The organism is Acidimicrobiia bacterium (assembly GCA_041676705.1).
Classification (GTDB): Bacteria; Actinomycetota; Acidimicrobiia; order Acidimicrobiales; family SKKL01; genus Actinomarinicola.
Window position 1 is genome coordinate 282119 of the sequence record JBAYRL010000001.1, and the last position, 22330, is coordinate 304448.

24 protein-coding genes and 1 pseudogene are annotated in these 22330 nt (G+C 53.2%); 6 read left to right on the forward strand and 19 right to left on the reverse strand.

Annotated elements, in window-relative coordinates; genetic code table 11:
* Positions 1 to 10 precede the first annotated feature (10 nt).
* Entirely contained in the window at positions 11 to 226 is a 216-nt protein-coding gene (locus tag WC184_01450; GenBank protein MFA7476543.1) for a hypothetical protein, read from the reverse strand.
* A 68-nt stretch (positions 227 to 294) separates the two neighbouring features.
* On the opposite strand from WC184_01450, the gene WC184_01455 reads away from it, so the two are divergent.
* A complete protein-coding gene (locus WC184_01455; GenBank protein MFA7476544.1) occupies positions 295 to 1041 on the forward strand; it encodes a glycerophosphodiester phosphodiesterase in 747 nt (248 codons plus the stop codon).
* On the opposite strand, the gene lepB is transcribed toward WC184_01455, so the two are convergent.
* The 10 genes and pseudogenes from lepB to arc all read right to left on the reverse strand — a co-directional run bounded on the left by lepB (position 1038) and on the right by arc (position 10898).
* A complete protein-coding gene (gene lepB, locus WC184_01460) occupies positions 1038 to 1607 on the reverse strand; it encodes a signal peptidase I (protein ID MFA7476545.1) in 570 nt (189 codons plus the stop codon). The genes WC184_01455 and lepB overlap by 4 nt on opposite strands.
* A gap of 12 nt (positions 1608 to 1619) precedes the next feature.
* Positions 1620 to 2585 (reverse strand): WYL domain-containing protein, encoded by a 966-nt coding sequence (locus WC184_01465; GenBank protein MFA7476546.1) that lies wholly within the window; start codon positions 2583 to 2585, stop codon positions 1620 to 1622.
* On the reverse strand, positions 2582 to 3517 hold the full coding sequence (locus WC184_01470; protein MFA7476547.1) for a WYL domain-containing protein: 936 nt from the start codon (positions 3515 to 3517) through the stop codon (positions 2582 to 2584). The genes WC184_01465 and WC184_01470 overlap by 4 nt, the downstream gene beginning before the upstream one ends.
* An 18-nt stretch (positions 3518 to 3535) precedes the next feature.
* Positions 3536 to 4552 (reverse strand): DUF3866 family protein, encoded by a 1017-nt coding sequence (locus tag WC184_01475; protein MFA7476548.1) that lies wholly within the window; start codon positions 4550 to 4552, stop codon positions 3536 to 3538.
* 13 nt (positions 4553 to 4565) lie between these two features.
* Positions 4566 to 5924 carry a Pup--protein ligase gene (gene pafA / locus WC184_01480; GenBank protein ID MFA7476549.1) on the reverse strand — a complete coding sequence of 453 codons (1359 nt, stop codon included), beginning with the start codon at positions 5922 to 5924 and terminating at the stop codon, positions 4566 to 4568.
* A gap of 16 nt (positions 5925 to 5940) precedes the next feature.
* Positions 5941 to 6636, reverse strand: a complete 696-nt coding sequence (gene prcA, locus WC184_01485) for a proteasome subunit alpha (protein ID MFA7476550.1) — start codon at positions 6634 to 6636, stop codon at positions 5941 to 5943.
* Positions 6633 to 7457 carry a proteasome subunit beta gene (prcB, locus tag WC184_01490; protein MFA7476551.1) on the reverse strand — a complete coding sequence of 275 codons (825 nt, stop codon included), beginning with the start codon at positions 7455 to 7457 and terminating at the stop codon, positions 6633 to 6635. The genes prcA and prcB overlap by 4 nt, the downstream gene beginning before the upstream one ends.
* Positions 7458 to 7475: 18 nt before the next feature.
* Positions 7476 to 7673: a ubiquitin-like protein Pup gene (locus tag WC184_01495; GenBank protein ID MFA7476552.1), complete on the reverse strand. Its 198-nt coding sequence runs from the start codon at positions 7671 to 7673 to the stop codon at positions 7476 to 7478.
* 43 nt (positions 7674 to 7716) lie between these two features.
* Positions 7717 to 9234, reverse strand: a complete 1518-nt coding sequence (gene dop, locus WC184_01500; GenBank protein ID MFA7476553.1) for a depupylase/deamidase Dop — start codon at positions 9232 to 9234, stop codon at positions 7717 to 7719.
* 17 nt (positions 9235 to 9251) lie between these two features.
* Positions 9252 to 10898: pseudogene (gene arc / locus WC184_01505) on the reverse strand (proteasome ATPase).
* A 181-nt stretch (positions 10899 to 11079) separates the two neighbouring features.
* Between arc and WC184_01510 the strand changes: the two are divergent.
* Positions 11080 to 11316, forward strand: coding sequence for a ferredoxin (locus WC184_01510; protein MFA7476554.1), 237 nt, complete (start codon positions 11080 to 11082; stop codon positions 11314 to 11316).
* Between the two features lie 50 nt (positions 11317 to 11366).
* Positions 11367 to 13115: a hypothetical protein gene (locus tag WC184_01515; protein ID MFA7476555.1), complete on the forward strand. Its 1749-nt coding sequence runs from the start codon at positions 11367 to 11369 to the stop codon at positions 13113 to 13115.
* Here the strand turns inward: WC184_01515 and WC184_01520 are convergent.
* From WC184_01520 to WC184_01535, 4 genes are read right to left on the reverse strand one after another with little or no spacing between them, the layout of a single operon-like run.
* A complete protein-coding gene (locus WC184_01520; GenBank protein ID MFA7476556.1) occupies positions 13018 to 13833 on the reverse strand; it encodes a tRNA (adenine-N1)-methyltransferase in 816 nt (271 codons plus the stop codon). The genes WC184_01515 and WC184_01520 overlap by 98 nt on opposite strands.
* Entirely contained in the window at positions 13814 to 14047 is a 234-nt protein-coding gene (locus WC184_01525) for a hypothetical protein (GenBank protein ID MFA7476557.1), read from the reverse strand. The genes WC184_01520 and WC184_01525 overlap by 20 nt, the downstream gene beginning before the upstream one ends.
* Complete coding sequence (locus WC184_01530; GenBank protein ID MFA7476558.1) at positions 14047 to 14256, reverse strand: hypothetical protein; 210 nt, start codon at positions 14254 to 14256, stop codon at positions 14047 to 14049. Before WC184_01530 ends, WC184_01525 begins: the two co-directional genes overlap by 1 nt.
* The gene (locus tag WC184_01535; protein MFA7476559.1) at positions 14256 to 14573 is read right to left on the reverse strand and encodes a phage holin family protein; all 318 of its coding nucleotides are present in this window, start codon (positions 14571 to 14573) and stop codon (positions 14256 to 14258) included. The genes WC184_01530 and WC184_01535 overlap by 1 nt, the downstream gene beginning before the upstream one ends.
* Positions 14574 to 14757: 184 nt before the next feature.
* On the opposite strand from WC184_01535, the gene WC184_01540 reads away from it, so the two are divergent.
* Positions 14758 to 16155, forward strand: a complete 1398-nt coding sequence (locus tag WC184_01540) for an MFS transporter (protein ID MFA7476560.1) — start codon at positions 14758 to 14760, stop codon at positions 16153 to 16155.
* A 93-nt stretch (positions 16156 to 16248) separates the two neighbouring features.
* Here WC184_01540 and dacB read toward each other — a convergent pair whose 3' ends face one another.
* The 4 genes from dacB to WC184_01560 form a co-directional block, all read right to left on the reverse strand.
* Positions 16249 to 17670, reverse strand: a complete 1422-nt coding sequence (gene dacB, locus WC184_01545; GenBank protein ID MFA7476561.1) for a D-alanyl-D-alanine carboxypeptidase/D-alanyl-D-alanine-endopeptidase — start codon at positions 17668 to 17670, stop codon at positions 16249 to 16251.
* Between the two features lie 3 nt (positions 17671 to 17673).
* The gene (locus WC184_01550; GenBank protein MFA7476562.1) at positions 17674 to 19140 is read right to left on the reverse strand and encodes a CoA-binding protein; all 1467 of its coding nucleotides are present in this window, start codon (positions 19138 to 19140) and stop codon (positions 17674 to 17676) included.
* Positions 19141 to 19803, reverse strand: coding sequence for an acetate--CoA ligase family protein (locus WC184_01555; protein ID MFA7476563.1), 663 nt, complete (start codon positions 19801 to 19803; stop codon positions 19141 to 19143).
* 154 nt (positions 19804 to 19957) lie between these two features.
* On the reverse strand, positions 19958 to 20641 hold the full coding sequence (locus WC184_01560) for a TetR/AcrR family transcriptional regulator (GenBank protein ID MFA7476564.1): 684 nt from the start codon (positions 20639 to 20641) through the stop codon (positions 19958 to 19960).
* A gap of 112 nt (positions 20642 to 20753) precedes the next feature.
* Between WC184_01560 and WC184_01565 the strand changes: the two genes are divergently transcribed.
* Entirely contained in the window at positions 20754 to 21140 is a 387-nt protein-coding gene (locus tag WC184_01565; GenBank protein MFA7476565.1) for a hypothetical protein, read from the forward strand.
* Positions 21137 to 22294: an FIST N-terminal domain-containing protein gene (locus WC184_01570; protein ID MFA7476566.1), complete on the forward strand. Its 1158-nt coding sequence runs from the start codon at positions 21137 to 21139 to the stop codon at positions 22292 to 22294. The genes WC184_01565 and WC184_01570 overlap by 4 nt, the downstream gene beginning before the upstream one ends.
* The last annotated feature ends 36 nt before the right edge of the window (positions 22295 to 22330 follow it).

Consider the following 22330-nt stretch of genomic DNA (forward strand, 5'->3'; position numbering starts at 1 on the left):
TGGCCACAGCCTAGTGGTCGGTCCGCGGTAATCTCATAGCGCGAAGCCGAACGCGTGCTGTGTTGAACTCGTTCTTTGTTTCCTGTGTCGATGTCAGCACTTCGTTCAACTGGGCGATATCGGCGCGTAGTTCACGTGAAGCCGCAGCCAGGCGCTGCTTAGCCATGAAGGCCAGCACCAGCGCAACCAAGCCAATGATCGGTGTTAAAGCCCACCAGGGATTCATACCGTCAGATTAATAGCCTTTTTCTCTTGGTGGTGGCATTTGAGGTATGCGGCTGTGATGATGGCTATATGAGCTTACACCTGCCTTCCCTCCGCTTCCCCCCTATTGGATTCGCTCATCGTGGGGCCAAGGCTCATGCACCAGAAAACACGTTGGAAGCGTTTCTGCTGGCGGTGAAACTTGGGGCAACCGGTTTAGAGAGCGATGTTTGGATTACTGCTGATGGTGAAGCTGTTTTAGATCACGACGGTGTGGTTGGCTCCTATGTGAGCCTGCGTCGAAGAAAGAACATTGCAGATGTTAAACGTGCTGATTTGCCGGCCCATATTCCAACCTTGGCTGAGCTGTATGAGGCCGTCGGCACAGAACTAGAGCTGTCGCTCGATATAAAGGATCCGGCGGCTTTGCCTCGTGTCTTGGAATGCGCCTATGAAGCCTCGGAGACTGCTGTTCGACGGTTATGGTTGTGTCACCCGGACCTGGAGTTGCTTGAGGCCTGGCGAAACCAAGATGACCAGGTGCGTTTAGTGAATTCGACCCGGCTGGACCGACTAAAAGAAGGTCCCGAACGTCGTGCCGCCACCCTAGCTGAACTTGGTATTGATGCTATGAACATGCATCAGTCTGACTGGTCGGGTGGTTTAGTAACCCTATTTCATCGCTTTGATCGCTATGCCTTAGCGTGGGATACCCAATTCGACTATGTAATCGATCGAACTCTAGATATGGGTGTCGATGCTATTTACAGCGATCACGTTGATTTGATGATGGAAGGCATAAAAGCGTACGGCGAAAGTGTTAACCGTCCTGGCTAGAGCCGCCCGATGCGACTGGGAGGCCAAACCTTTACGAAGGCATGCCCCACGATCAGATCGGTGCTGATCGGGCCGAAGAACCGACCATCTCGAGAGTCGCCACGGTTATCGCCCAACACAAAGACGTGACCGGCTGGTACGTGGATGGTGGCGAAAGTGCTGGTGTAGGTCTCTTCGGGCAGGTACGGCTCATCTAAGGGCAAACCATTGATGTAAACCATGCCGTCGCGGCCTTCGACGGTGTCGCCTGGTAAACCAACCACTCGTTTGATCAGGTCTTCGATGCTGCTCGGAGGTTCATTGGGAGGTCGGCGAAACACGATTACGTCACCGCGATGCACGTCGTGGAGCCGATAGCTGACCTTGTTTACTAGTACTCGGTCGCCAGCTTTAAGCGTTGGTTCCATTGAGGCTGAAGGAATATAGAACGCTTGAATCAGAAAGATTTTGATGGCAAATGCGACCGCTAATGCCACCCCAACAACTAGCACCCATTCAACAGCGTTGCGCCACGGTGACCGTTTGGCGGTCTCGCCGTTTTGTTTGGTGGCGCTAGTTTCAGTCATGTTGGTCAAATTTTACTCGCTCGAGCTTTGGGTCTCGCGTTTGTGATAGCGATTAATTATTCGTGCGGCAGCTGCTCGATCTACGCCGAGTAGATTCTCGGGCGCTTCAACCACCTTCGCCTCTTGGCCCAAACCAAGCAGTAAACGTGCAAGCCATGCTTCGCCAGCTACGCGCAACCCTACTACCTGGGTTCCCCGACTGGTGCTCTCAACAGATTCCAACGGATAGTTTTCGATATATCGAAACGCTGAGTTCGTTACCTCCAACCTAACAAGCGGGCTGGTCTTAGACGGTACGAATTCGCTCAGCGCTAAGGTGCTTTCAATCGGTTCAAAAACACTTTCGGTGAGCTTCGCGCTCTCGATACGATCAGCCCGAAACACCCGATGGCCCTCGGCCTTGTGACACCAACTTTGTAGGTACCAGTATCCCCCTTGGCCAGAAAGCCGGTATGGATCGATGCGGCGCTCGGTTCGTTCACCTCTAGCAAAGCTGAAATAGTCAATGTCAACGCTGCGGCGCTCGGCGATGCCTTGTTGTAAGACGTTCATTATCTCTGGTTGGACTCGATCTAAATCAACCTGAAGGGTGTTTGTGCCGAGGTCGAGAGCTGATTCCAACTTGTCTAGGGCACGCCGAAGCGGATCGTCAGAAGGTTTTCCTGGCAGAGTGGCCATGGCCTGTGCTGCTCCAAAGACCGACAAGGCCTCGGCGGGAGTTAATCGCAACGGTCGATCGAACGGTTGAGCTAAGCGCAGCTCAACAATTTCGTCGTCAAAGAACACTTCGATCAGAGTGTCGGGTGTGAATGGGGGCACTCCAACCAAAGACACGGTTGAGAGTTCCCGGATTAATTGTTTCCGGGTGACATCAAAGCGTTGGGCGACTTCATCAAGCGAAATTGGTGAGTTCTTGGCCAGCCAAGGAATAAGTGTTAGCAAGCGTGTGAGTTGGTCACTGGCCTGAAGCCGGCTCATGACTCAGCCCCTACGATTTTTTCTAACCAGTCCACTAAATCTTGGCGAAGCTCTGCTGGTTCAAGAATTTCTGCGTCTTCAAGGTATCCCAAGACGACACTTCGAAAAGCGCTGCGATTGGTGACCGTGACCTCGAAGACTGCCGAGCCGTCGTCTAAGCGCTGGACAATGGCATCTTCGCCAAATTCGTGAATTGCGAGGAATAAGCTCCGCTGATCAATCCATACTTTGGCGGTGACTGGCGGATCAATCGAGAGTTTCCAACCCTTTGAAATTCCAGCCAATGTGGAGCGTTCAATCTCGCTTCGGCGAGTGAATTTTTGGTCGTGGTGAACGTCGATTTGGTCAGCAATCCGGTCAAGTCGAAAGCTCCTGGCGGCATGACGAGTGCGATCGTAGGCCAGCAGGTACCACAAGCCTTGCTCGAGGTGAAGTGAATAGGGTTCCACCGTTCGAAGGTCGGGGCCATAGGTAAACGAAACGAGGCAGCGGTCCATGCAGGCACCGAACAGTTGGACCAAATGGTCATCATTAGGCAACGACACCAAGGCCGAGTTGGAGGTATCGACGCCATGGCCACCGAGTTTCCAGATAGCGTCTTTGTGCGAACGTTCGCTGGTGCGTACTAAAGAATTGGCTAAGGCCAAGGCGCTTAATTCTTCGGAATCGAGGCCCGGGTCGGGAAGATAGTATTGCGATGCTTGTACCTGATAGGCATCGATGAGGTTATTACCTCGCGCAACTTTCACTATTTCAATAGGAACACCCTGCTCACGCAGTTCATTCTTATCACGGTCGAATTTTCTTAAGAATGCAGCATTAGATTCGGTCGCGTAATCGGGAATCTCTTGACGTAGCTCGTCGGCTGTTATTGGAGTACTTCGATGGAGAAGTATGGCCGTCAAGGTAAGTAAACGCTCTATCTTTGACATATTTTGGTATACGGTGAACTAAGGGATAAGAGATATTGCATAAATGGCACTAGCTGCACATGATTTAAAAAACAGTGTATCTTCGGTTACGTTGCGACCCATAGTGGTTAAGTGGGTTGAATAATTAGCAGTCGTCACCAAGTCGTCAGGAACAGAAATTGGAATCACTCGATGTGATTCGATTGGGTCGGCCACAAACTCAGTTGGTATTGGTACTGCTATTTCGTGAACGGTGAGCGCCAAGGCACTCAGGGTGTGGTGGCTGACGCCTTGGTGGCGGTCGCGTCCGTCGGCGCTCGACATGCGCGCACAGCAAATTCCCCTTCCTGCTAGCGCCCCGGTGGTGTTGAGGGTGTTAGCTACTTCAACTCCGCTATGACCAAAAGGCGTACCGGTACCTGCAATCCCTGGACCCATGCCAACCACGATCACATCGGCTTTTTGTACATGTCGAGCCATCAGCAGAGCCGAAGGCAGTGCGACAGCCTCCAAGTCTCCCCCGAAAGCGTTGCCCGCGGTTACGGTGGCGTTAAGTACTTGTTCTTGTTGAAGTTCGTGGACAAGATCGGACAACGCCAGTGGCAATGCCCCACCATCGGTCATCACATAGCTAATCTGCAGCTGCGGTGCCAGATTCGCCAAGGTTCTAATCACGGCACCCACCTGGCTATGCAGCCCACACGCAATTACCGGCGTGTTCTCAAGTGTTGTGGGGATATCTTGGTGGGTTTCTTCAGCCGCACCAGCGTCAAACTGTAATGAGGTGTATTTCAGCTTCATAATGTGACCTGGCCCGGGCCTCACAAACGATTCCCTAGACAGGTTCCAGTGCACAAAGTGCCATCCGCCGGTACCAAGCCCCAATTCAACAGCGGTGGTGTTGATAATTACTTCGTCATCAACGTGCACCTCACCCAAAAGATCGGTGAGTACGTAAGCTTTTTCAATAACACCATTTCGGGAAATACTAATTTTTTGTAGTCCCGAACGCCGATCCAGGATTTCTAACACCTTGGCAGGATGGAAAGAGGGCATCTTTTACCTAGCGCTAAAGGGACGAAATGAAGCGGTCCACTCGCGTGTCGTCAGCTGCGAACGGGTCCTTCAGAACCAAAGTTTTTTGTGCTTCATCATTTAGCTTAAGGTGAACCCAATCAACTGTGTAATCACGCTTGCGAGCTTTAGCCGCTTTAATAAATTTGCCCCGTAGGTGCGCCCTGGTCGTGGTAGGTGCGTATTCGACAGCCCGCTCAATATCCTGGTCATTGGTTATACGTTCGACCAGGTCGCGATGTTGTAGCTTATAAAATAAGCCTCGTGCAGGGTTGATATCATGATATTGTAAATCTAATAGCGCAATTCGCGGGTCGCTTAAGGGAATACCGCGCCGTTCCTGGTAATTTTCCATCAACCGATATTTGATAACCCAATCTAGTTCACGATCTAACTTAAGAGGATCATTCGCCAAGCCATTCATGCAGTATTCCCACATGTTCAGGGCCTTTTGTTCCTCGTCGTCGAGCTGATGGTGCTCGGCGTAGCGAAGGACTCGTTCCAAATATTCCGTCTGCATTTCAAGTGCCGTGAGCTCTCGGCCATTTGCCAGGCGAACTTTGGCTTTCAAGGTGGGGTCTTGGCTGATTTCTCGAATGGCACGAATCGGGTTCTCAAGTGTCATGTCACGCATAACAACACCAGGGTCTTCCAGCATGCGTAACAACAGTCCAGTGGCACCCATCTTCAAGAAAGTGGTGTACTCGCTCATATTCGAATCGCCCACAATCACATGTAAGCGACGGTACCGTGTGGCGTCGGCGTGTGGTTCGTCTCGGGTGTTAATGATGGGGCGAGAGCGGGTGGTTGCCGACGACACACCTTCCCAAATGTGTTCAGCACGCTGGGTTAATGAGAACATGGCACCGCGAGGCGTTTGCAGTATCTTGCCGGCACCTGTGTAAATCTGGCGACTGATCAAAAATGGAATTAGAACCTGGGTAAGGTAGCCGAGGTCATCGGTGCGGGTGGTCAGATAGTTTTCATGACAGCCATAAGAATTACCGGCCGAATCGGTGTTGTTCTTAAAGAGGTAAAGATCGCCCCGGATTCCTTCGTCGTTGAGGCGTTGTCCGGCGGTTTCTAATAGTTGCTGAAGAATCCACTCCCCTGCTTTGTCGTATACCACCAGGTCGTAAAGCTTGTCGCACTCGGGCGTGGCGTATTCGGGATGCGAGCCGACATCCAAGTAGAGCCGAGCTCCATTCCCCAAAAATACATTTGAGCTGCGACCCCAGGCCACCACCCTACGAAACAGATAGCGCGCTACCTCGTCGGGGCTTAAACGGCGCTTTCCATCGAGCGTGCAGGTAATACCGTATTCGTTTTCTAACCCATAAATACGGCGCTGCATAGCACCATCCTAAGGTTTAGCCTCCCGCGTTAGCGGTCGTGCCTAATAAGCTTTCAAGCTCGGGCAACAAGATTCGCCTGAAAGCACGTCCGGTTACCGCTCGGGCCAAGATGGCGACCTCAAGTTGGTTGTTGGCCAAGGTACGTTCAGGTCCGGCTAAAGCATCACGGGCCACGGTTATGGCTTCGGCGAGGGACAACTCAACATTCCAGGCTTGTCGAAGTCGTTCAAGAATAGTGTCTGATTCGCCACCAAGAACGGCGAAGTTTATTTCATCGGAAATTGTGCCGTCGTACAGAACCCTAAAAAGCAGGTCGGCTTCGGGGGTGTCACCCACTTCAGCAACCAACAGTTCCACTTCCATTGGTTTCATCTCGTGGGTAAATACCTGCCCGATCAACTGACCGTATTGATTGGCGAGAGAGCGCGAATCGACGTCTTCACGGCTGTATGAATAGCCCTTGAGGTCGGCGTGGCGAACCCCGGCGATGCGAAGCTGGTCAAATTCGTTGTACTTACCTACGCCCGCAAAAGCAATGTGATCATAAATCTCAGAAATTTTGCGTAGCCGTTGGCTGTTTTCGGCGCACAGCAGAATGCCGTCTCGAATAGAAAGCCCCACCAAACTTCGCCCTCTGGCTATACCTTTACGGGCGTAGTCAGCGCGGTCCTTCATGACCTGTTCGGGTGCTACATAAAAAGGCATGCTCATGATTGCGCCCCTTCGCCGTTGTTCACAATTGAATTCGGATTTGCCAAGGTGTTGATCAAAGCACGAAAGCGTTCCGCTATTTCGGCATCTTCAACCGAAACGAAACCTTCGGCGGTGATAGTAGCAATGCTTGGGTAAATGCCTCGCACGAGATCGGGGCCGCCGGTAGCCGAGTCTTCATCAGCAGCTTGGAAGAGCGCTGAAATTACCAGGTCAAGAGTTTCTTCTCTGCTTAAACCTTCGCGGTAACCAAGCTTCACCACAGTACCGGCGTGCAGGCTGCCCGAGCCTGAAGTGGCGTAGGCGCTTTCCTCGTAACGGCCACCGGTAACATCGAATTGAAACAGTCGGCCTAGGCCTCGGCGCACGTCGTAGCCAGCAAAGATTGGGACGACTGCTAAACCTTGCATGGCGGCCGGAAAATGATTTCGGACCATTTGGGCAAGCTGGTTGGCTTTGCCTTCAAGACTCAGCGATGAACCTTCAACTTTTTCGTAATGCTCTAGTTGTAGCTGAAAGAGTTTCACCATTTCAACGGCTGGTCCAGCAACTCCAGCAATAGCCACGCCTGAGTGTCGGTCGGCCATGAAGACCTTCTCAATGGTGCGATGCGAGATGAAGTTTCCCGATGTGGCGCGACGATCGCCAGCGAGCACTACGCCATCAGCGTATTTAACTGCGATCACCGTAGTGGCGTGTGTAAAGGCGGCCCGATCGGCGGCATCGATTTGGAATTCGGGATTTTGATAGCCAGCCCGGTGTAACAAACCAACGAAACTGGGGCCTGGGTCATCGCTCGGAGAGAATCGTAAGAAGGTCACGACATTGAACTCTAGCGCTTACTGGCCACCTTTTTGGATGTATGACTTAACGAATTCTTCGGCGTTGGTTTCGAGTACGTCGTCGATTTCATCAAGCAGATCGTCTAACTCAGCTTTAATTTTTTCACCGGTCTCAGCAGCCGATGAGGTGGACACTTCTTCGGCCGTGACATTTTTAGAGGGGGCTGCCTTTTGGCCTTTTTGTTGCTCAGCCATATGAACGTCCTTTCTTGTCTCGAAGCTTGCTTTGCGGTTGGGGTTAGGCCCGTTTTGCCAGGCGGTTAACTAGGTCTTGGGGGCTGGTACTGGCGCGCAGCAGGTCTTCAACATGATCTTTCGTTCCCCGTGAAGGTTCTAGCATGGGTATTTTGCGAAGTGTATGCGCTCCGAGGTCGATTACGACGGAATCCCAGTTGGCAGCGACTACCGCATCTGGAAACTTGCGCAAACATTCGCCTCGAAAGTAGGCACGCGTATCTTCAGGCGGATTCGTCATCGAGGCTGCCGCCGCTTCGTCGTCGACCAGCTGGTAGAGCCCTAATCGTGCCGCCAACGATTTTTCTGGTCGCAGGTCGTGGTATTGAAGGCCAATGGCGGCCAACTGAGCTGAATCCCAGCTCAAATTATCGCGATCACGATAACGCTTCAGGAGCGATAATTTAGTTGGCCAATCAAGTTGACCAACTAGTGAATCTGGATCGTGTTCTAATCCCGATAAGACGCGTTCCCAGTGTTTGAGCAGCAGTGCCGTAGAGTGAGATCCAGTCGCTTCACTGCCAAAGTCTTGAACATATTGGACAGCCTTTTCGAAGAGCAGCCATTGGATCTCAAGAGCGCTCAGTTCCGTGCCATTATCAAGCCGGAGGGGTGACTTGAGCGTTAGATCATACGACACCGTGCGTAACGCCGTAACCGGATCTTGAAATGTTAGGGGCTCTGCTAAGTAACCATCTTCAAACATGGCCAACACCAGCGCAGTAGTACCAAGTTTAAGGAAGGTTGCCAGCTGGGCCATATTGGCATCGCCAGTTATGAGGTGTAGTCGACGATATTTTGTCGGGTCGGCGTGAGGTTCATCACGAGTGTTTACCAAGGGCCGTTTAAGGGTGGTTTCAAGCCCCATTACCTCTTCAAAGAAGTCGGCGCGTTGCGTAAGCTGAAACGTGATTTCCCCATGGTTTAAGCCCAGGTGTTCCGCACCAACCTTGCCTGCCCCGGTGTAAATTTGGCGGCTGACCAGGTGGGGAATCACAGCCCAAGCAATGTCTCGAAAAGCGAAGCGGCGGTCTAGTAGATAGTTCTCATGGCAACCGTACGAGTTGCCTTTGCCGTCGCTGTTGTTTTTGTAGGTCACGATCTCGCGGCCTTCGCCCACGACCTCGTTGGCGGCCTCCATGGCGTGCGCCATTATCATCTCGGCACCACGGTCATAAAGGGTTGCTGAGAGTGCATCACGACACTCGGGAAGCGATATTTCGGGATGGGCGTGATCTACATAGAAGCGTGCCCCATTGGTTAAGACGGTGTTAACCAGATGTGAATCAGCTTGAGGTATGAGGGCGCTGTAGTCGATATTTGTATCTCGTGCGTCACGCCCTGGTGATTCACTTTGATAGTCCCACAGCACGGGGCCAGGCGAGGTGTTGTTGCGCTGACCAATCGAAGTGAGATATGAGGAAATCAGGGTCGATGAGGCGGCAATCGGATTAATTTCCGGAGTGCCTCGAACAGTGATTCCGTATTCAGTTTCTAAGCCAAGAATCTTTGCTACCGCCACAGTGCGCACCTTAGCGGTTAAAGGTATTGACCGGTCACTACCCTTTCAATACTGCGACCACCAGTGGTTTCTTCATCTTCTTCACGAATGAGGGTCCTCACGTAGATGATGTGTTCGCCCTTCTTGCCCGAGATCTTGGCCCAATCATCGGGGTTGGTGGTGTTGGGAAGGTCTTCGTGTTCTTTGAATTCCTGCCGTACCGCCTGGATCAGGTCGTTAGTCGTAATGCCTTCCTCGCCGTTGGCGATCAACCGTTTTATAGCGAGTTTCTTGGCTCGACGCACAATGTTTTCGATCATGGCACCCGACGAGAAATCTTTGAAGTACATCGTTTCTTTGTCACCGTTTTGGTAGGTGACTTCAAGGAACTCGTTGGCCTCATCGGCACGGTACATTTCTTCAATGGTGGCCTCAATCATGGCTTGGGCAGCCTTGGCGCGGTCTCCCCCGCCGAGCGATTCGATTTCATCATTGTTGAGCGGCAAATCAGGAGTTAAGTAGCGCGAGAAGATGGCGTAAGCACTGGCCTCGCTGGGGCGTTCGATCTTGATCTTCACATCAAGGCGTCCCGGTCGCAGAATGGCAGGATCAATCAGATCTTCGCGGTTGGACGCCCCAATCACGATCACATTCTTGAGGGTCTCCACACCATCAATTTCGGCCAGCAACTGTGGCACGACGGTTGATTCCATGTCAGAGCTGATGCCAGTTCCTCGAGTGCGAAATAGCGATTCCATTTCGTCGAAGAACACGATTACAGGCCAACCTTCGGCGGATTTCTCGCGGGCTCGTTGGAAAATTGAACGAATTTGACGTTCAGTTTCGCCGACGTACTTGTTCAATAGCTCAGGGCCTTTGATGTTCAAGAAATAGCTGCGCGCACCGCTGTTTCCTGAAAGTTCGGCAACCCGTTTTGCTAATGAGTTAGCCACGGCTTTAGCAATTAGCGTCTTTCCACAGCCCGGTGGGCCGTAAAGTAAGATTCCTTTGGGCGCCGGTAGTCGGTATTCCGAGAAAAGATCTTGGTAAAGAAAAGGCAACTCAACGGCGTCGGTAATGGTCTCGATCTGGGAATCTAATCCGCCAACGTCATCGTAGGTAACGTCGGGTACCTCTTCTAATACCAAGTCGTTGGCATCGCTTCTGGGCAGCACTTCAACGGCCAGATTGGCGCTGGCATCAAGCAATAATCGATCACCGGAGCGTAAACGCTCGGCATCTACATGTTCTGCCAGGTCAACGATGCGTTCTTCATCGGCACGACTAACGATGATTGCTCGAGTCGTATCGATCACTTCCTTCAATACCGCAATTTCGCCGGTTTGGCCCGGGTTGCGGGCTAAGACCACGTTGAAGGATTCATTTAAGGCGACTTCCTGGCCGCGCTGCAGTAGATGGGGGTCTATTCCCGGGTGAAGCTCAACCCGTAATTTTCGACCACCTGAGTTGATGTCCACCGAGCCGTCTTCGTTGTGAGCGAGGAAGGTGCCATAACCTGAGGGCGGTTGAACGAGCTTGTCCACCTCTGAGCGCAAGTCTTCAATGTGCTCACGGGCCTGTTGTAGCGTGTAGGTAAGTTTTTCGTTCTGCGACAGGGAACGGGCCAGCTTTCCCTTGACTTCGAGCAGCTGTTCTTCTAGATCTCGCACCTGCTGCGACGCATTGTGTTCTTCCACATTTTTGACCCTACACGGGAATACGGATCATCGTTATCCAGGTACGTTATTGTCGGCAAAATAATTTATGTATGAAATGCCGTGTTTATTCATCGACGTGTCTATGCTGTGTGTAGGCGAGTCGCCGCTGCGGCCGCTCACTTAGCTAACAACCCCGAGCGAGGTGGCCATGAAGGTCTGGATTGATCAGGATCTATGCACAGGTGATGGTCTCTGTGAAGAGATCTGCCCCGATGTGTTTACCCTTCTTGATGATGGATTGGCATACGTCAAAGAAGGCGACAAAATCTTCTCCGACCCAGGCGGTGCCGCTGGTATGGCAAACATTCCAGAGAATCTGCTCGATGACGTCATCGAGTCGGCTGAAGAATGCCCTGGTGAGTGCATCTTCATCGAGGTTGAATAACATCTAAGTGTAGCTGGTGGGCGGTGGTCGCCCGCTAAGCTGCTACAACTGTGACATCTTCTAAACAACCAAGCCACCTAAGAGCTGGCTTGGTTGTCTTTTTTCTGGCTATTTCGTTGTTGGTGCCTCTCATTAGCCTTCTGGCTCTGGGGTTGCCTTCGCTCCCCTGGGTGTTTCGAACCCAGCGTTCCGCCATACTCAACAACCTGATCTGGGCCATTGGCACCTTTGGCGGCGTTGGTGTGGGTAGCTTGGCCGTGGCGTATTTAACCTTTGAGCGGCCACGGCTTCAACGATTATTGACCGTGACTGTTCTTCCAGTGGCGATGGGTGCTTCCGCCGTAGCAGTGGTGTGGAGATTGGCGTTTGCTTTCCACCCCAGCTATCGACCCCAAATAGGAGTGGTCAACTATGTTTTCACCTCCCTCGGCTTACCCTCGGTTTCGTGGATTACCCAAGAGCCGCTCGTCAACACCGTGGTATTAGGTTCAGCCATGGTTTGGCTGGGTGCTGGTTTGGCCGGTTGGTGGCTATGCAGCGTTATATCGCACTTACCGGCGGAATGGTTGACCACGGCGCGACGTTATGGTGCCAGCAAGCCGCAAAGGTTCCGATTTGTGGCGTGGCCATGGATAAAACGTCCGCTAATAACCGCGGTTACCCTGGCGGTGCTGGTTTCGCTCAACGCGCACACCCTGGTTCAGGTGGCTACCAGCGGTTCTTTTGGGACGTCCCTCATAGAGGTTAATGCTTGGGGTCGGCTCTTTGCCGATCAACAAAGTGGGCGAGGCTTGGCCATTGCGTTGGTTGCCTTGCTGGCGAGCGGAGTGGTTGGGGCCGTTGGTTGGATTCTGTGGCAGAAAAGCGTGCCTGTAGCTCCCAAGCTTTCGAACCTACGCCGAGGTGGCCGCCGTAGTGCACCGCCCGCCTCAGCCGACCTGCCCGACAACCAGTTTTCGTGGCGGCTGCTTTCAATCGTGGAAGTCATAGTCCTGGTGGCTTTTGTGCTTATAACCTTGCTGCCCATCATCGGTATGTTGGTAACCGCATTCACGCCCGCTGATGTCATTCGTGATGGCAGTTGGTGGACTAACCGTGGTTCATTTACCCTACATAACCTCCAAGATTCGCTTGCAGGCCTAGACCAAAGCCGAGGTTTATGGCCAGCGTTTGTTAGCTCATTGGTAATTACGGTGCCGGTTGTGGTGGCGTTGGTTGCTCTTGGCCGCTACGTTGCACCCTGGCTAATTTCCTTGTCGACCAGGTTGCGCCGTTTCATTGTGGCCCTATTGGTGGCGGCGGTGTTCATACCAACTAGCGCTGTGCTCTTCCCGGTTGAGGCGATTCTGCGAACTTTAAGCTTGCTTGGCACCTATCCGGCAGCTTGGATGAGTGAAGTGGTGGTGTTCGCCCCGTTGGCTATTGCGGCCAGCTACTTATTCGCCCGGAATAGTGGTGAGCGGCTAATTGGTTTCGTCGCTCCCGCGCTCGTGGTGTTTATTGCCGTTTGGAATGATTACACGGTGGCCTTAACGGCTTTGGGTAACAAAGGTAGCCAACATTGGCCGTTACCGCTGGAGCTAGCCCGACACGTTGGTATCTACGGTGAAACTCAGGCACCACTAGCTGCAGGTGCCCTGGTGGCCGCCATAGTTCCCATGGTAATCGCTCTCGTTTTTGGGACACCTTTAATGCGAGCTATCAGCCGTCACGAAACGGTGATTCCACCAGACGAGCTGTCGTTAAAAAGCCAGTATGACCAACCATACGATGGTCGGGGCGAACAGCTTCGCCTTTGATGTGCCAACCGCGTTCTAACACTTCAATTGTTGAAGCCAACGCGAACGAACTTTTGGTAAGCCGTTCCCGAAGCTGCATGGCTTGTACCACAGAAGGCGTGTAGGCCAAGAAGATTCCGCCTGGAACCAGAGCTGCTTCGGCATGCCCCACAATCTGCCATGGTTCAGGCAAATCAAGCAGAACGCGATCAAAGCCGCGTTCGTCAATACCGAGGTAGCAATCACGGTGCTCGATTTGGTACCGGCTAAGGGCCTCATCGCCCAAATAACTCTTAATATTGTTGAGGGCACGATTGGCGAAGTCCTCACGGATCTCGTAACCAGTTACCTGAGCTCCACTGCGCAGAAGTGCCATTGAAAGCGCACCGGAACCGACACCCGATTCAAGGACCCGCACGCCTGGCCTAATGTCGGCGTGCATCAAGATTGGCCCTAAATCCTTGGGATATATTACCTGTGCACCCCGGGGCATCTTCAGGACGTAGTCGCTTAAGGTTGGTCGCAACACAAGGAACTTATTGCCTCGGTTGGTGGCCACCTTCACACCCTCGGCTCTGCCAATCATTTCGGTGTGGGCAATTATGCCAGCATGAGTATGAAACGTGCCTTGATCGTCAAGCGTTATCAAATAGCGCCGACTCTTTTTGTCGATTAGAAGAACTTGTTCGCCAGCACAAAGAGGCTTGCCTAGGGATAATTCAGCCTCGGGTGCGTCCACGACTTGGTTTACCTCGTTGGTCTAACAGCGAATGGTCAATATGTAGGCTTTCGCCTGGCTTCAATACCGATCGGTATACAACCTCGCTTTGGCGTTTGCGCAATGTCAATGCTTTGCGTACCAGCCACAGCGCCGCAGCGGCGATTAGCCAAGGTTGATTTCTCTTGTTGGTGAGGCCTCGCGCAAAGGCCAGACGTTGCAGAGAGGCCAGCATTATACCCGTCGAATTTCTACCACGGTGCTGCGACGTCGACCCAGCCGTCGACCAAAAACGAAGGCTGAAACTACTACCGCTAGACCTAGGGCTACACCCACAGAAAGTGCCATGCCCAACGCTTCTTCTTTGCGATCTTCAACTTCTCCTTCAAGTTCGCGAAAGCCTTGGAGAAGATCGTCACGGGTAATAGGTGCGGTGTTCGTCATCACGATCGGTCCTTGGTTATCAAGCGGAGCAGAACCCAGATAGTGAGCCCTAATGCAGCGATTACGATGAGATAGGGCACCCAGGTGAGGCTGCCGGTAAAGGTACTGCCTGTTTCGCTTTGTAATGCACGCAACCCGGCCAAGGACAACATGATGATGCCAATTGCTACCAACACTGCCCCACCAAGCCCAAAACCAAGGTAGCGGCCCAGGCTTCGAAGCGGATCGATGGTTTCTTGCTTCGCGTATGCGATGAGCAGATCTTTGAGGGAGCTAATTGATTCGGTCGGGCTGGAATTTCGCTTGAAGTTAACCACTGGTTCTCTCTGCGATTGACGCCAAATTGCGGCCTGGATGAAAACAAAGCCTACTTGAACATTTACCCAGGTATGCGAGTAGGTAGCATTTTCGCAACAATTTCAAAATGGTTGCCTACCCCTACACTAACAATTAGAGTCTCTAATGATCTTGGTGAATGTTTATCGACTGTGAGAATGCCTAGTGAGCCAACTTAACGACCGCGAGCGGGAATTCTTTAGTTCAACCGATTCCCTAGACGCTCCCCCTGTAGTTGGTCGAAGCACGCCTCTAGACAGCTCACACCGGGCCCCACTACCACCCGAGCTTGACGTCACCCCACCAGAACCCTCGCCGCCTCCAGCGGGGCGAACCTCTACCTTTGCTGCGTTATCAGTCCGGCGTTACCGACATCTTTGGTACGGCGGGCTATTTTCGTTCTTAGCGGTCCAAATGCAGGTAATTGCCCGGGGGGCTCTGGCGTGGGATTTAACGCACAGCAACTCGGCGCTTGGGTTTGTAATGTTTGGCTTTGGTTTGCCAATGCTATTGCTAACACCAATGGCCGGGGTGGCTGCCGACCGCTTACCAAAGCGCACCGTCATTATCTTGTCACAGTGGCTATTGGCGGTCTCGGCCTTTTTGGTGGCTTTGGCGTTGGTATTCGATGTCATGGCTTTTTGGATGCTCGTCGCCTCATCGGTAGCACAGGCGGCGTCTTTCGCGTTTTTGGGCCCTTCCAGAATGGCTTTCACCGGCGAACTGGTGGGTAGAAAACTGTTGTCGAATGCTGTGGTCCTGCAACAGATGAGCATGAACGGCACCAGGGTCTTTGGACCAGCAGCCGCTGGCATGTTGATTGGCGTTACCTGGTTTGGCTACGCCGGTGTCTACTTTTCGACCGCCGCGCTGACCCTTATCGCATCGGCCTTCACCTATTCCCTGCCACCAGGAAACCCGCCTCCCAACAAAGAAGCGCGCAAGCCAATGCAAGATTTTGCTGACGGCCTACGATATGTTCGCGCCAACCCCAACCTCATGTTGCTTTTGCTGGTTTCATTGGCAGTGATCGTCGGTGCGTTCCCATATATTTCGTTCCTGCCAACGCTCGCCAAAGACATTTATGAACGCGGTGATACTGGCTACGGCTTTATGAGCGGTGCTACCGCTATCGGTGCCGTTTTGGCATCTCTCTTTATTGCTAGTCGTTCGGGTGGGCCAAATGCTTGGCGAATTCAGGCCTTCGCGGGGCTTATGTTTGGCGTCGGGCTAATCGTGTTAGCGGTGGCACCGACCTTCGGGTTGACTTTGGTGATTCTCACGGTGGTCGGTGGTTCTACGTCCGCGTTCCAGTCGCTAAACAACACCATGGTGTTGATGGGAAGCGAAATGGCTTATCACGGTCGAATGCAGTCGCTAATGTCGCTAACGTTTTCTGGTTTCGGCCTGATGGCACTGCCGATTGGTGTGGTGGCCGATGCCATTGGCCTGCGAGCTACCTTCGCGATTATGGGAAGTTTCACCAGCTCGGTGATGGTGCTGTATTTCTTTATACGGCCTCGAATTGAACGTCGGTATCCCATGACGTCGATTGTCGATTAAGGCTTAGGCGCACCTATTAGACACCCAATTCGGAAGCTGCGAGGTATGACAAGCGCCCGATATTGAAACGTGTTGGCCTAGGCCTTTGGCGAACTAACCAATTGGAACCGGCAAGATAGCGGTTGGTGGTTCTACTTCGTGCAGCGAAGCTAAGCCCGAACCAAGAGCGCTTTGTGCTTCGGCATCGCCCGCAGGAATCGCTGAACCGCCGGGAGCGTTGTCGATGTAGGCAAATGTATAGGTTCGTCCGTCATTGCCACGTACGTATCCGGCTAACGCCGAAACGTTGCGCAGGGAACCGGTTTTGGCCCGTAAATTCCCCGCAGCGGGCGTGTCAACCATCCGTTGCGCCAGGGTGCCTGACTCACCGGCAACAGGTAGGGCTGAAGCAAGCGGCGAATTAGCACCGGCTGCGTTTAACACCTGTACCAACGCACTACACGTCACACGGTTACCAAGATCGAGACCAGAGCCGTCGTTTAACACCAGGTTGGTGGTATCCACTCCGAGGCTCGCCAGATTGGCCAAAATGGCTTGGGTTCCGTTAGCGCTGGTGCCCAAAGCCCCTGTGCGCACAGCGATTTCTTTTGTTAGCAGCTCAGCGGTGGTGTTATCGCTATATTCAAGCATTTGAGCGACAACTTCGCGCAGCGGTGGTGACACAATTTGTGCGATTTCAACCCGTTCTGGCGGAACAACACCCGAGGAGGGTCCACCAGCCACGCTCACACCACGCTCCTGCAACAACTCGGTCAGAACCTTGGCCGTATTAGCAGGTGGATCGGAGGCCGGTGTGCCCGGATACGAAGGCACTTCGGTTTCCGTAAAAGTGGCTAAGCCGTCGTTCACACCTAACCCTGACAGCGGCCCAGCGGACACCTGGTCAAGATATCGGGCCTCCCAAGTTGGAATTGAACGCTCGGCATCGTAGCGACTGCCATCGCCAATTATGGCCCCGGTGATCGAGGTGACTCCTTGAGCCACCAGTTGATCGGCTAGCTCATCGAAGTTGGTATACGGACGATCATCGTCTTGACGACGGGCAGCATATTTCGTGGTCTCTAAAATCGGGTCGCCACCACCCAAGAGATAAAGATTGCCTTCAATAGTGCCATTGTTGGGGGCCGCTTCAGCGAAGGCGGTGGTGACGAAACGATCATCGGCATCCATCAACGACAATATGGTGTGAGCCACCAATAGTTTTTGGGTTGAAGCCGGGGTGAAACCTTCGTCTAGCCGCAGCTCGTAGACATTTTTTTCACCGTTGCTGACTACCACACAAGCGTGACCCGGGATTGAGGGCACCATTGACGCCACCGCGGCGTTTGCGTTGGCATCTCGGATAGTGCCAAGCATCACGCGTGGTGTTCTCTTGGGTGAAAGAACTGGTGTTATAACGCTTGCTTGGCCTGTGGCTGGTCGATCAGAGGGCGTAATGTAACCGCTCTGAAGTGCCCCGGCAGCGCTTGTAACACCAAGCACTGCCACTACTAAAAGCACTAAAACGAAACGCACCGGCTATAGCCCCCGACGTTGTCGGTATTGTGCATAGCGCCACAGGTGATCGAGAGCCGTTACCGCTCGGTTGGCTGAGGCATAGCAAAGCCGCCCAGTGGCACGCACCGTGCGAGGCCCGGCATTGTTAGGGTCTGAAATCGCTAGCTCGGTGGCTGTCAATATCGGTTTGCCACTCGCCATGGAAATATCGTGCGCAGCTTGCGCGAAACGTTCGTCTTGACGTTCGTGATAGGCCACAATGCGTTCAAGACCGTGGTCAGGGTAATAGCTTCCATCGCGCATGAGTTTGGCTTGGTTCGATTGAATGCCTAAACCCAGATAGACAATGGCGTCGACTTCAGGGTGGTCGGCAATTAGCTGCATTATCTCTGGAATTGTGTCACGAGTTTCTCCACCGGCTAGGTCGATTGGATTGCTGCGGCTCCATCGTGGTGGCAACTTGGTGTCAATTTCGGCCCGTAGGTCTTCGGGTAGGTCAATCAGCTTTAGCGAGGTGTGGGCGAGGGCATCGGCGGTCACGACTCCCCAACCACCAGCGGTGGTTAAGACTGCTACGCGATTACCCTTTGGCAGTGGTTGGGTGGCGAAGGTGGCGGCGGCTTCGAAGGCTTCTTCCACATTGGCTGCCCGCGTAACGCCAGCTTGGCGGCAAGCACCGTCGAAAACCTTGTCGTTCGTAGCGAGTGATCCAGTGTGGCTGGCGGCGGCTTGCTGGCCACTTGAAGTGGTACCACCCTTTAGCAAAACCACTGGTTTCTGACGGGTGACGCTTTCGAGGCGAGAAATAAAATCGCGGCCGTCATTCAGCCCTTCTACATATGCCAAACCAACCGAGGTTGCCTCATCGCTAGCGTAAAACTCGAGATAGTCAGCGACATTGGTCATAGCGGCGTTCCCGGCACTAACCCCGCGGCTAAAACCAATTCCGGTTTGTACGCCTAGGTTCATAAACGATGACACAAAGTTGCCTGATTGGCTGGCCACTCCAATTGATCCTGCTGGTGGGTAGGGCGCCACGATTTGAGCACAAAGATTTATCGGAGTGGACACCACGCCCTGGCCGTTGGGACCAGCAATCAAAATACCTAAGCTCTTAGCCACGGCCACTAGTTCGTCTTCAGCGGCCTGGCCTTTTGGGCCAGCTTCGCCGTAGCCGGCAGAGGTGATGAAGGCAGCTTTAATACCGCGTTCGGCACATTCATGTAGCAGCTGGATGTTGGTGGAAGCTGGAGTGCAGACAAAAACTAGGTCGACCTCGCCGGATGGTAGATCCAAAATTGAAGGCAGAGTTTGGATGCCTAGAATCTCTTCGCCATTCAGGTTGGTGGCATAAACTTTACCCTGGTAGCCGCTAGCCAAAATGTTGTGTAGCGATACAAAACCAAATTTTCCGGGATGGCTGGAAGCCCCGGCCACCACCACACCACGGGGTGAAAAAAGTGCTTGGAACTGTTCGATGCTGGGCACTTAACTTCTCATTTCCACTAAGGCGTCAACGGCTATTGGTCGTCCGTTACTCACAATCAACGGGTTCAAGTCGGCTGACACGATTTCAGGGTTAGCCACGGCGGCCTCAGAAAGTGCCAGAAGCACCTGTGCGAGGGCCTCCCGATCGATGGCTGCTTCACCGCGAAACTCGCCCAACAAGGCTTGGGTTTTTAGATCGTCAATCATCTCTTCGGCATCGATCGGCGAAATTGGGACCAACCGTAAGCTGACATCGGCCACTGCTTCAGCGAAGATTCCGCCGATGCCGACCATGATGGTGGTTCCAAACTGTGGATCGGTGGCCAAGCCCGCAATTAGTTCACGGTTTCCCGAAATCATGGGTGCTACCAGCAGATCGACGTCGCCGTCTTCAGGAGTCGACTTGGCTAAGAGTTCGTTACCAGCTGCCAAAACAGCCTCAGCGTTCGATAATCCTAAACGAACCAAACCGCGTTCCGTTTTATGGGCGATTTTGTCGCCATTCAACTTAACTACGACCGGAAACCCAAGTTCGTTAGCGGCCTTTACGGCCTCGGAAGCATTGGGAGTAATTCGTTCAGCAGCAAAGGGCACTCCATAGCGGCCGAGCAGCTGCTTTGACGCTGCTTCTGAAAGCGTGGTTGTTGTTTCGGCATTAGACACGCCTCGAGCTTAGTGGGCTCTACAACCATGTGTCCGGTGGGTACCGCAAGCGGTCATTTGGCCACCTTGCCCTGATGCAAACAACCACAGGTGTTGATACCCCGAGGTCATTGGCTGGGTTAGCCCCGATAGAAGTGATTCCCGGAAGAAGTGATTAAGGAAAGACGCCCGAGGGTTCAAGAGCGGCGCGGAAAAACTCGCGAACATGATTGAGCCGTGTTTCTAACGCTCCCGGACTCAAGGGGTCTTCACCTATGAGGCCGTCGATGAAAGGCACGTCGCTGAAGTAGCTGAGCAGGGCACCGTAACCAGTTATCAATAGTTGCGCTGGGTCTTGACGACGGAAACGGCCAGCCGCCATTTCGCGTTCGAAGAAAGCACACGCTTGGTCGAACCCAGGCTTAAGTGCCTGCCCCAAGTCGACTCCCAGATGTGTGCCACCCTCAAGCGCTTCACGTCGCACTAAACGTACGAAATCAGGATTTTCCATAAAGAAGCGGAAACCGGCGCTTAAGACATGATCGACCAGAACCCAGCCTTCACGATGGGTTTCGTTGGTTAGGGCCACTTCAAGACGCTCATACCATTCGGCCAGTGCTAGCTCGAAGACTTCTCGATAGATGGCATCTTTCGATGGAAAATGATGCAGTAAACTTGGGCGGCGAATACCAACACCAGCCGCAATGTCATTTAGTGAAGTGCCGTCAAAACCGTGTTCCGAGAAACACCGTTTAGCTTCAATTAGAATTTGCTGGCGGGTAGTCAGGGGCGGTTCAACTTCGACAGAAGTAGCAGGAGTGTCGATTCTTTGATCCTTCTTATCCTGCAGCTCACTCACCGCCATGAGGCTACCTGAAATTCATAGTGAGGTGGCTAACCCGTGTTAACCATGGGCTGTATAACCCTGAGGCCTCTAGTAGTTGGCCAGCTCAACCTAGTACGGTCTTGGTATGCAGATACTCGCCGCGCTCTTCATTGACGACATTGAGCTTCGAGCGGTTCCAGGCCCTTCAACCCGAATAGATTTGACCGGAATTCAATTCTCGGTGGCTGCGCAGAGCCCCCCGCCCATCACGCTGATGCCGCACCTTTGTGTAATAGTGCATGCCCCATCTAATAGCACTGGCGTAGGAGCGCTTGAAGCGGTGTTCTATCGCGACGGCGAACAAATCGCTCGCAATGTTCAGCCCCTAGAGGTGGAGCCTGGCAAGTTCAACTACCGGCTGATTCGCGCTGAGCTTGAGTTCTTGGATTACCAAACCATCGAAGCGCACTGCCGGATCGACCAAGGCGAGGTCACGGTGGTGCCCTACACGCTTTTGCCTCCGCTCAGTTGAGATTTCGCCAAAGCCAGCTATCAATCGCCAGTGGAGTTTCGGAACACCCCATTCCCACCCATGCCATCGGTGAGGCTTTGGGCAGCGTGCTTGAAAACATCAAAGGCCGCATCGATTTAGCTCTGGTAACCGTTACCTTGGGTTTTGGCGGGGCCTTGGGCGACATGTGCGACACGGTGGCTGCCATTACCACTGCCAAAGTAGTGGTTGGTGTAGTGGGAAGCTCGATTGTGGGCGGTGCCCATGAGATTGAAGATCGCCCAGCGGTGGCAGTGTGGGCGCTTTCTGGTGCATCCGTTGAGCTGGTTCGCATCGAAACCCAGCGGCGCGGTGCTGGTTGGTTGGTGAGTGGCATCCCAAAAGCGGTGTGCCACTCCCCTCGCCTACTGGCTCTATTTGCTGATCCTCAAACCTTTCCGGCCTCACAGTTTGGCGAATCAATTCGACGAATATGCCCGCAACTGCGTGTGGTTGGCGGCCGAATAGCTCCCCGACATGGCTTTGGCCAGGCTCGGTTTTCGCTGAATGGATCTTTGTATTCTGACGGTGCTGTTGGCGTGCTCTTTCCCGCCGAGATACCCATAAAGACTCGTGTCGCCCAAGGCACGAAGGCCCTGGGCGAGCCCCTAGTCGTCACGAAGTCACAAGACGCGCGTTTAATTGAACTGGCCGGAAAACCAGCGGTTCAGCGCATGCGAGAGTTGTTAGAAGCTTTGGAACCGAGAGAACGCGCCAAGGTGGCATCAAATTTGTATTTGGGGCGTGTCTTGGACGAAAACCAGCTCGAGTACGACAGCAACAATTTTGTGACGCAACGAGTAATGGGCGCTGATCCAACCGAAGGTATCTTGGCACTGCGCGAATCGCTTGACGTTGGTCAAATTGTGCAGTTTCATGTGCCCGATGCTCACAGCGCCGACGCGAATCTGCGCAATGCATTAGATGGAATAACCGGTAAAGGTGCCCTTCTGTTCAACAGCGCCGCTCGGGGCTCGGGCCTCTTTGGGTATCCCGATCATGATGCGGCGGTAGTTGCCAGCGCCATTGAAAGCAACGCCGTGGGTGGTGTCTTTACTGTTGACGAATTCGGTCGAAATGGCAATACGACCCTACTTCACCGTGGCACTACTTCGGTGGTGGTCTTTGGTGATTGAGTCAATCAATCCGAAACTCTTTATGATCGAGCACAT

What these genes read in the sequence shown, in the direction of transcription:
- WC184_01450 (MFA7476543.1), bottom strand. Translation starts at nt 226, where the DNA reads ATGAATCCCTGGTGGGCTTTAACACCGATCATTGGCTTGGTTGCGCTG.
- WC184_01455 (MFA7476544.1), top strand. Translation starts at nt 295, where the DNA reads ATGAGCTTACACCTGCCTTCCCTCCGCTTCCCCCCTATTGGATTCGCT.
- lepB (MFA7476545.1), bottom strand. Translation starts at nt 1,607, where the DNA reads ATGACTGAAACTAGCGCCACCAAACAAAACGGCGAGACCGCCAAACGG.
- WC184_01465 (MFA7476546.1), bottom strand. Translation starts at nt 2,585, where the DNA reads ATGAGCCGGCTTCAGGCCAGTGACCAACTCACACGCTTGCTAACACTT.
- WC184_01470 (MFA7476547.1), bottom strand. Translation starts at nt 3,517, where the DNA reads ATGTCAAAGATAGAGCGTTTACTTACCTTGACGGCCATACTTCTCCAT.
- WC184_01475 (MFA7476548.1), bottom strand. Translation starts at nt 4,552, where the DNA reads ATGCCCTCTTTCCATCCTGCCAAGGTGTTAGAAATCCTGGATCGGCGT.
- pafA (MFA7476549.1), bottom strand. Translation starts at nt 5,924, where the DNA reads ATGCAGCGCCGTATTTATGGGTTAGAAAACGAATACGGTATTACCTGC.
- prcA (MFA7476550.1), bottom strand. Translation starts at nt 6,636, where the DNA reads ATGAGCATGCCTTTTTATGTAGCACCCGAACAGGTCATGAAGGACCGC.
- WC184_01495 (MFA7476552.1), bottom strand. Translation starts at nt 7,673, where the DNA reads ATGGCTGAGCAACAAAAAGGCCAAAAGGCAGCCCCCTCTAAAAATGTC.
- WC184_01510 (MFA7476554.1), top strand. Translation starts at nt 11,080, where the DNA reads ATGAAGGTCTGGATTGATCAGGATCTATGCACAGGTGATGGTCTCTGT.
- WC184_01525 (MFA7476557.1), bottom strand. Translation starts at nt 14,047, where the DNA reads ATGCTGGCCTCTCTGCAACGTCTGGCCTTTGCGCGAGGCCTCACCAAC.
- WC184_01530 (MFA7476558.1), bottom strand. Translation starts at nt 14,256, where the DNA reads ATGACGAACACCGCACCTATTACCCGTGACGATCTTCTCCAAGGCTTT.
- WC184_01565 (MFA7476565.1), top strand. Translation starts at nt 20,754, where the DNA reads ATGCAGATACTCGCCGCGCTCTTCATTGACGACATTGAGCTTCGAGCG.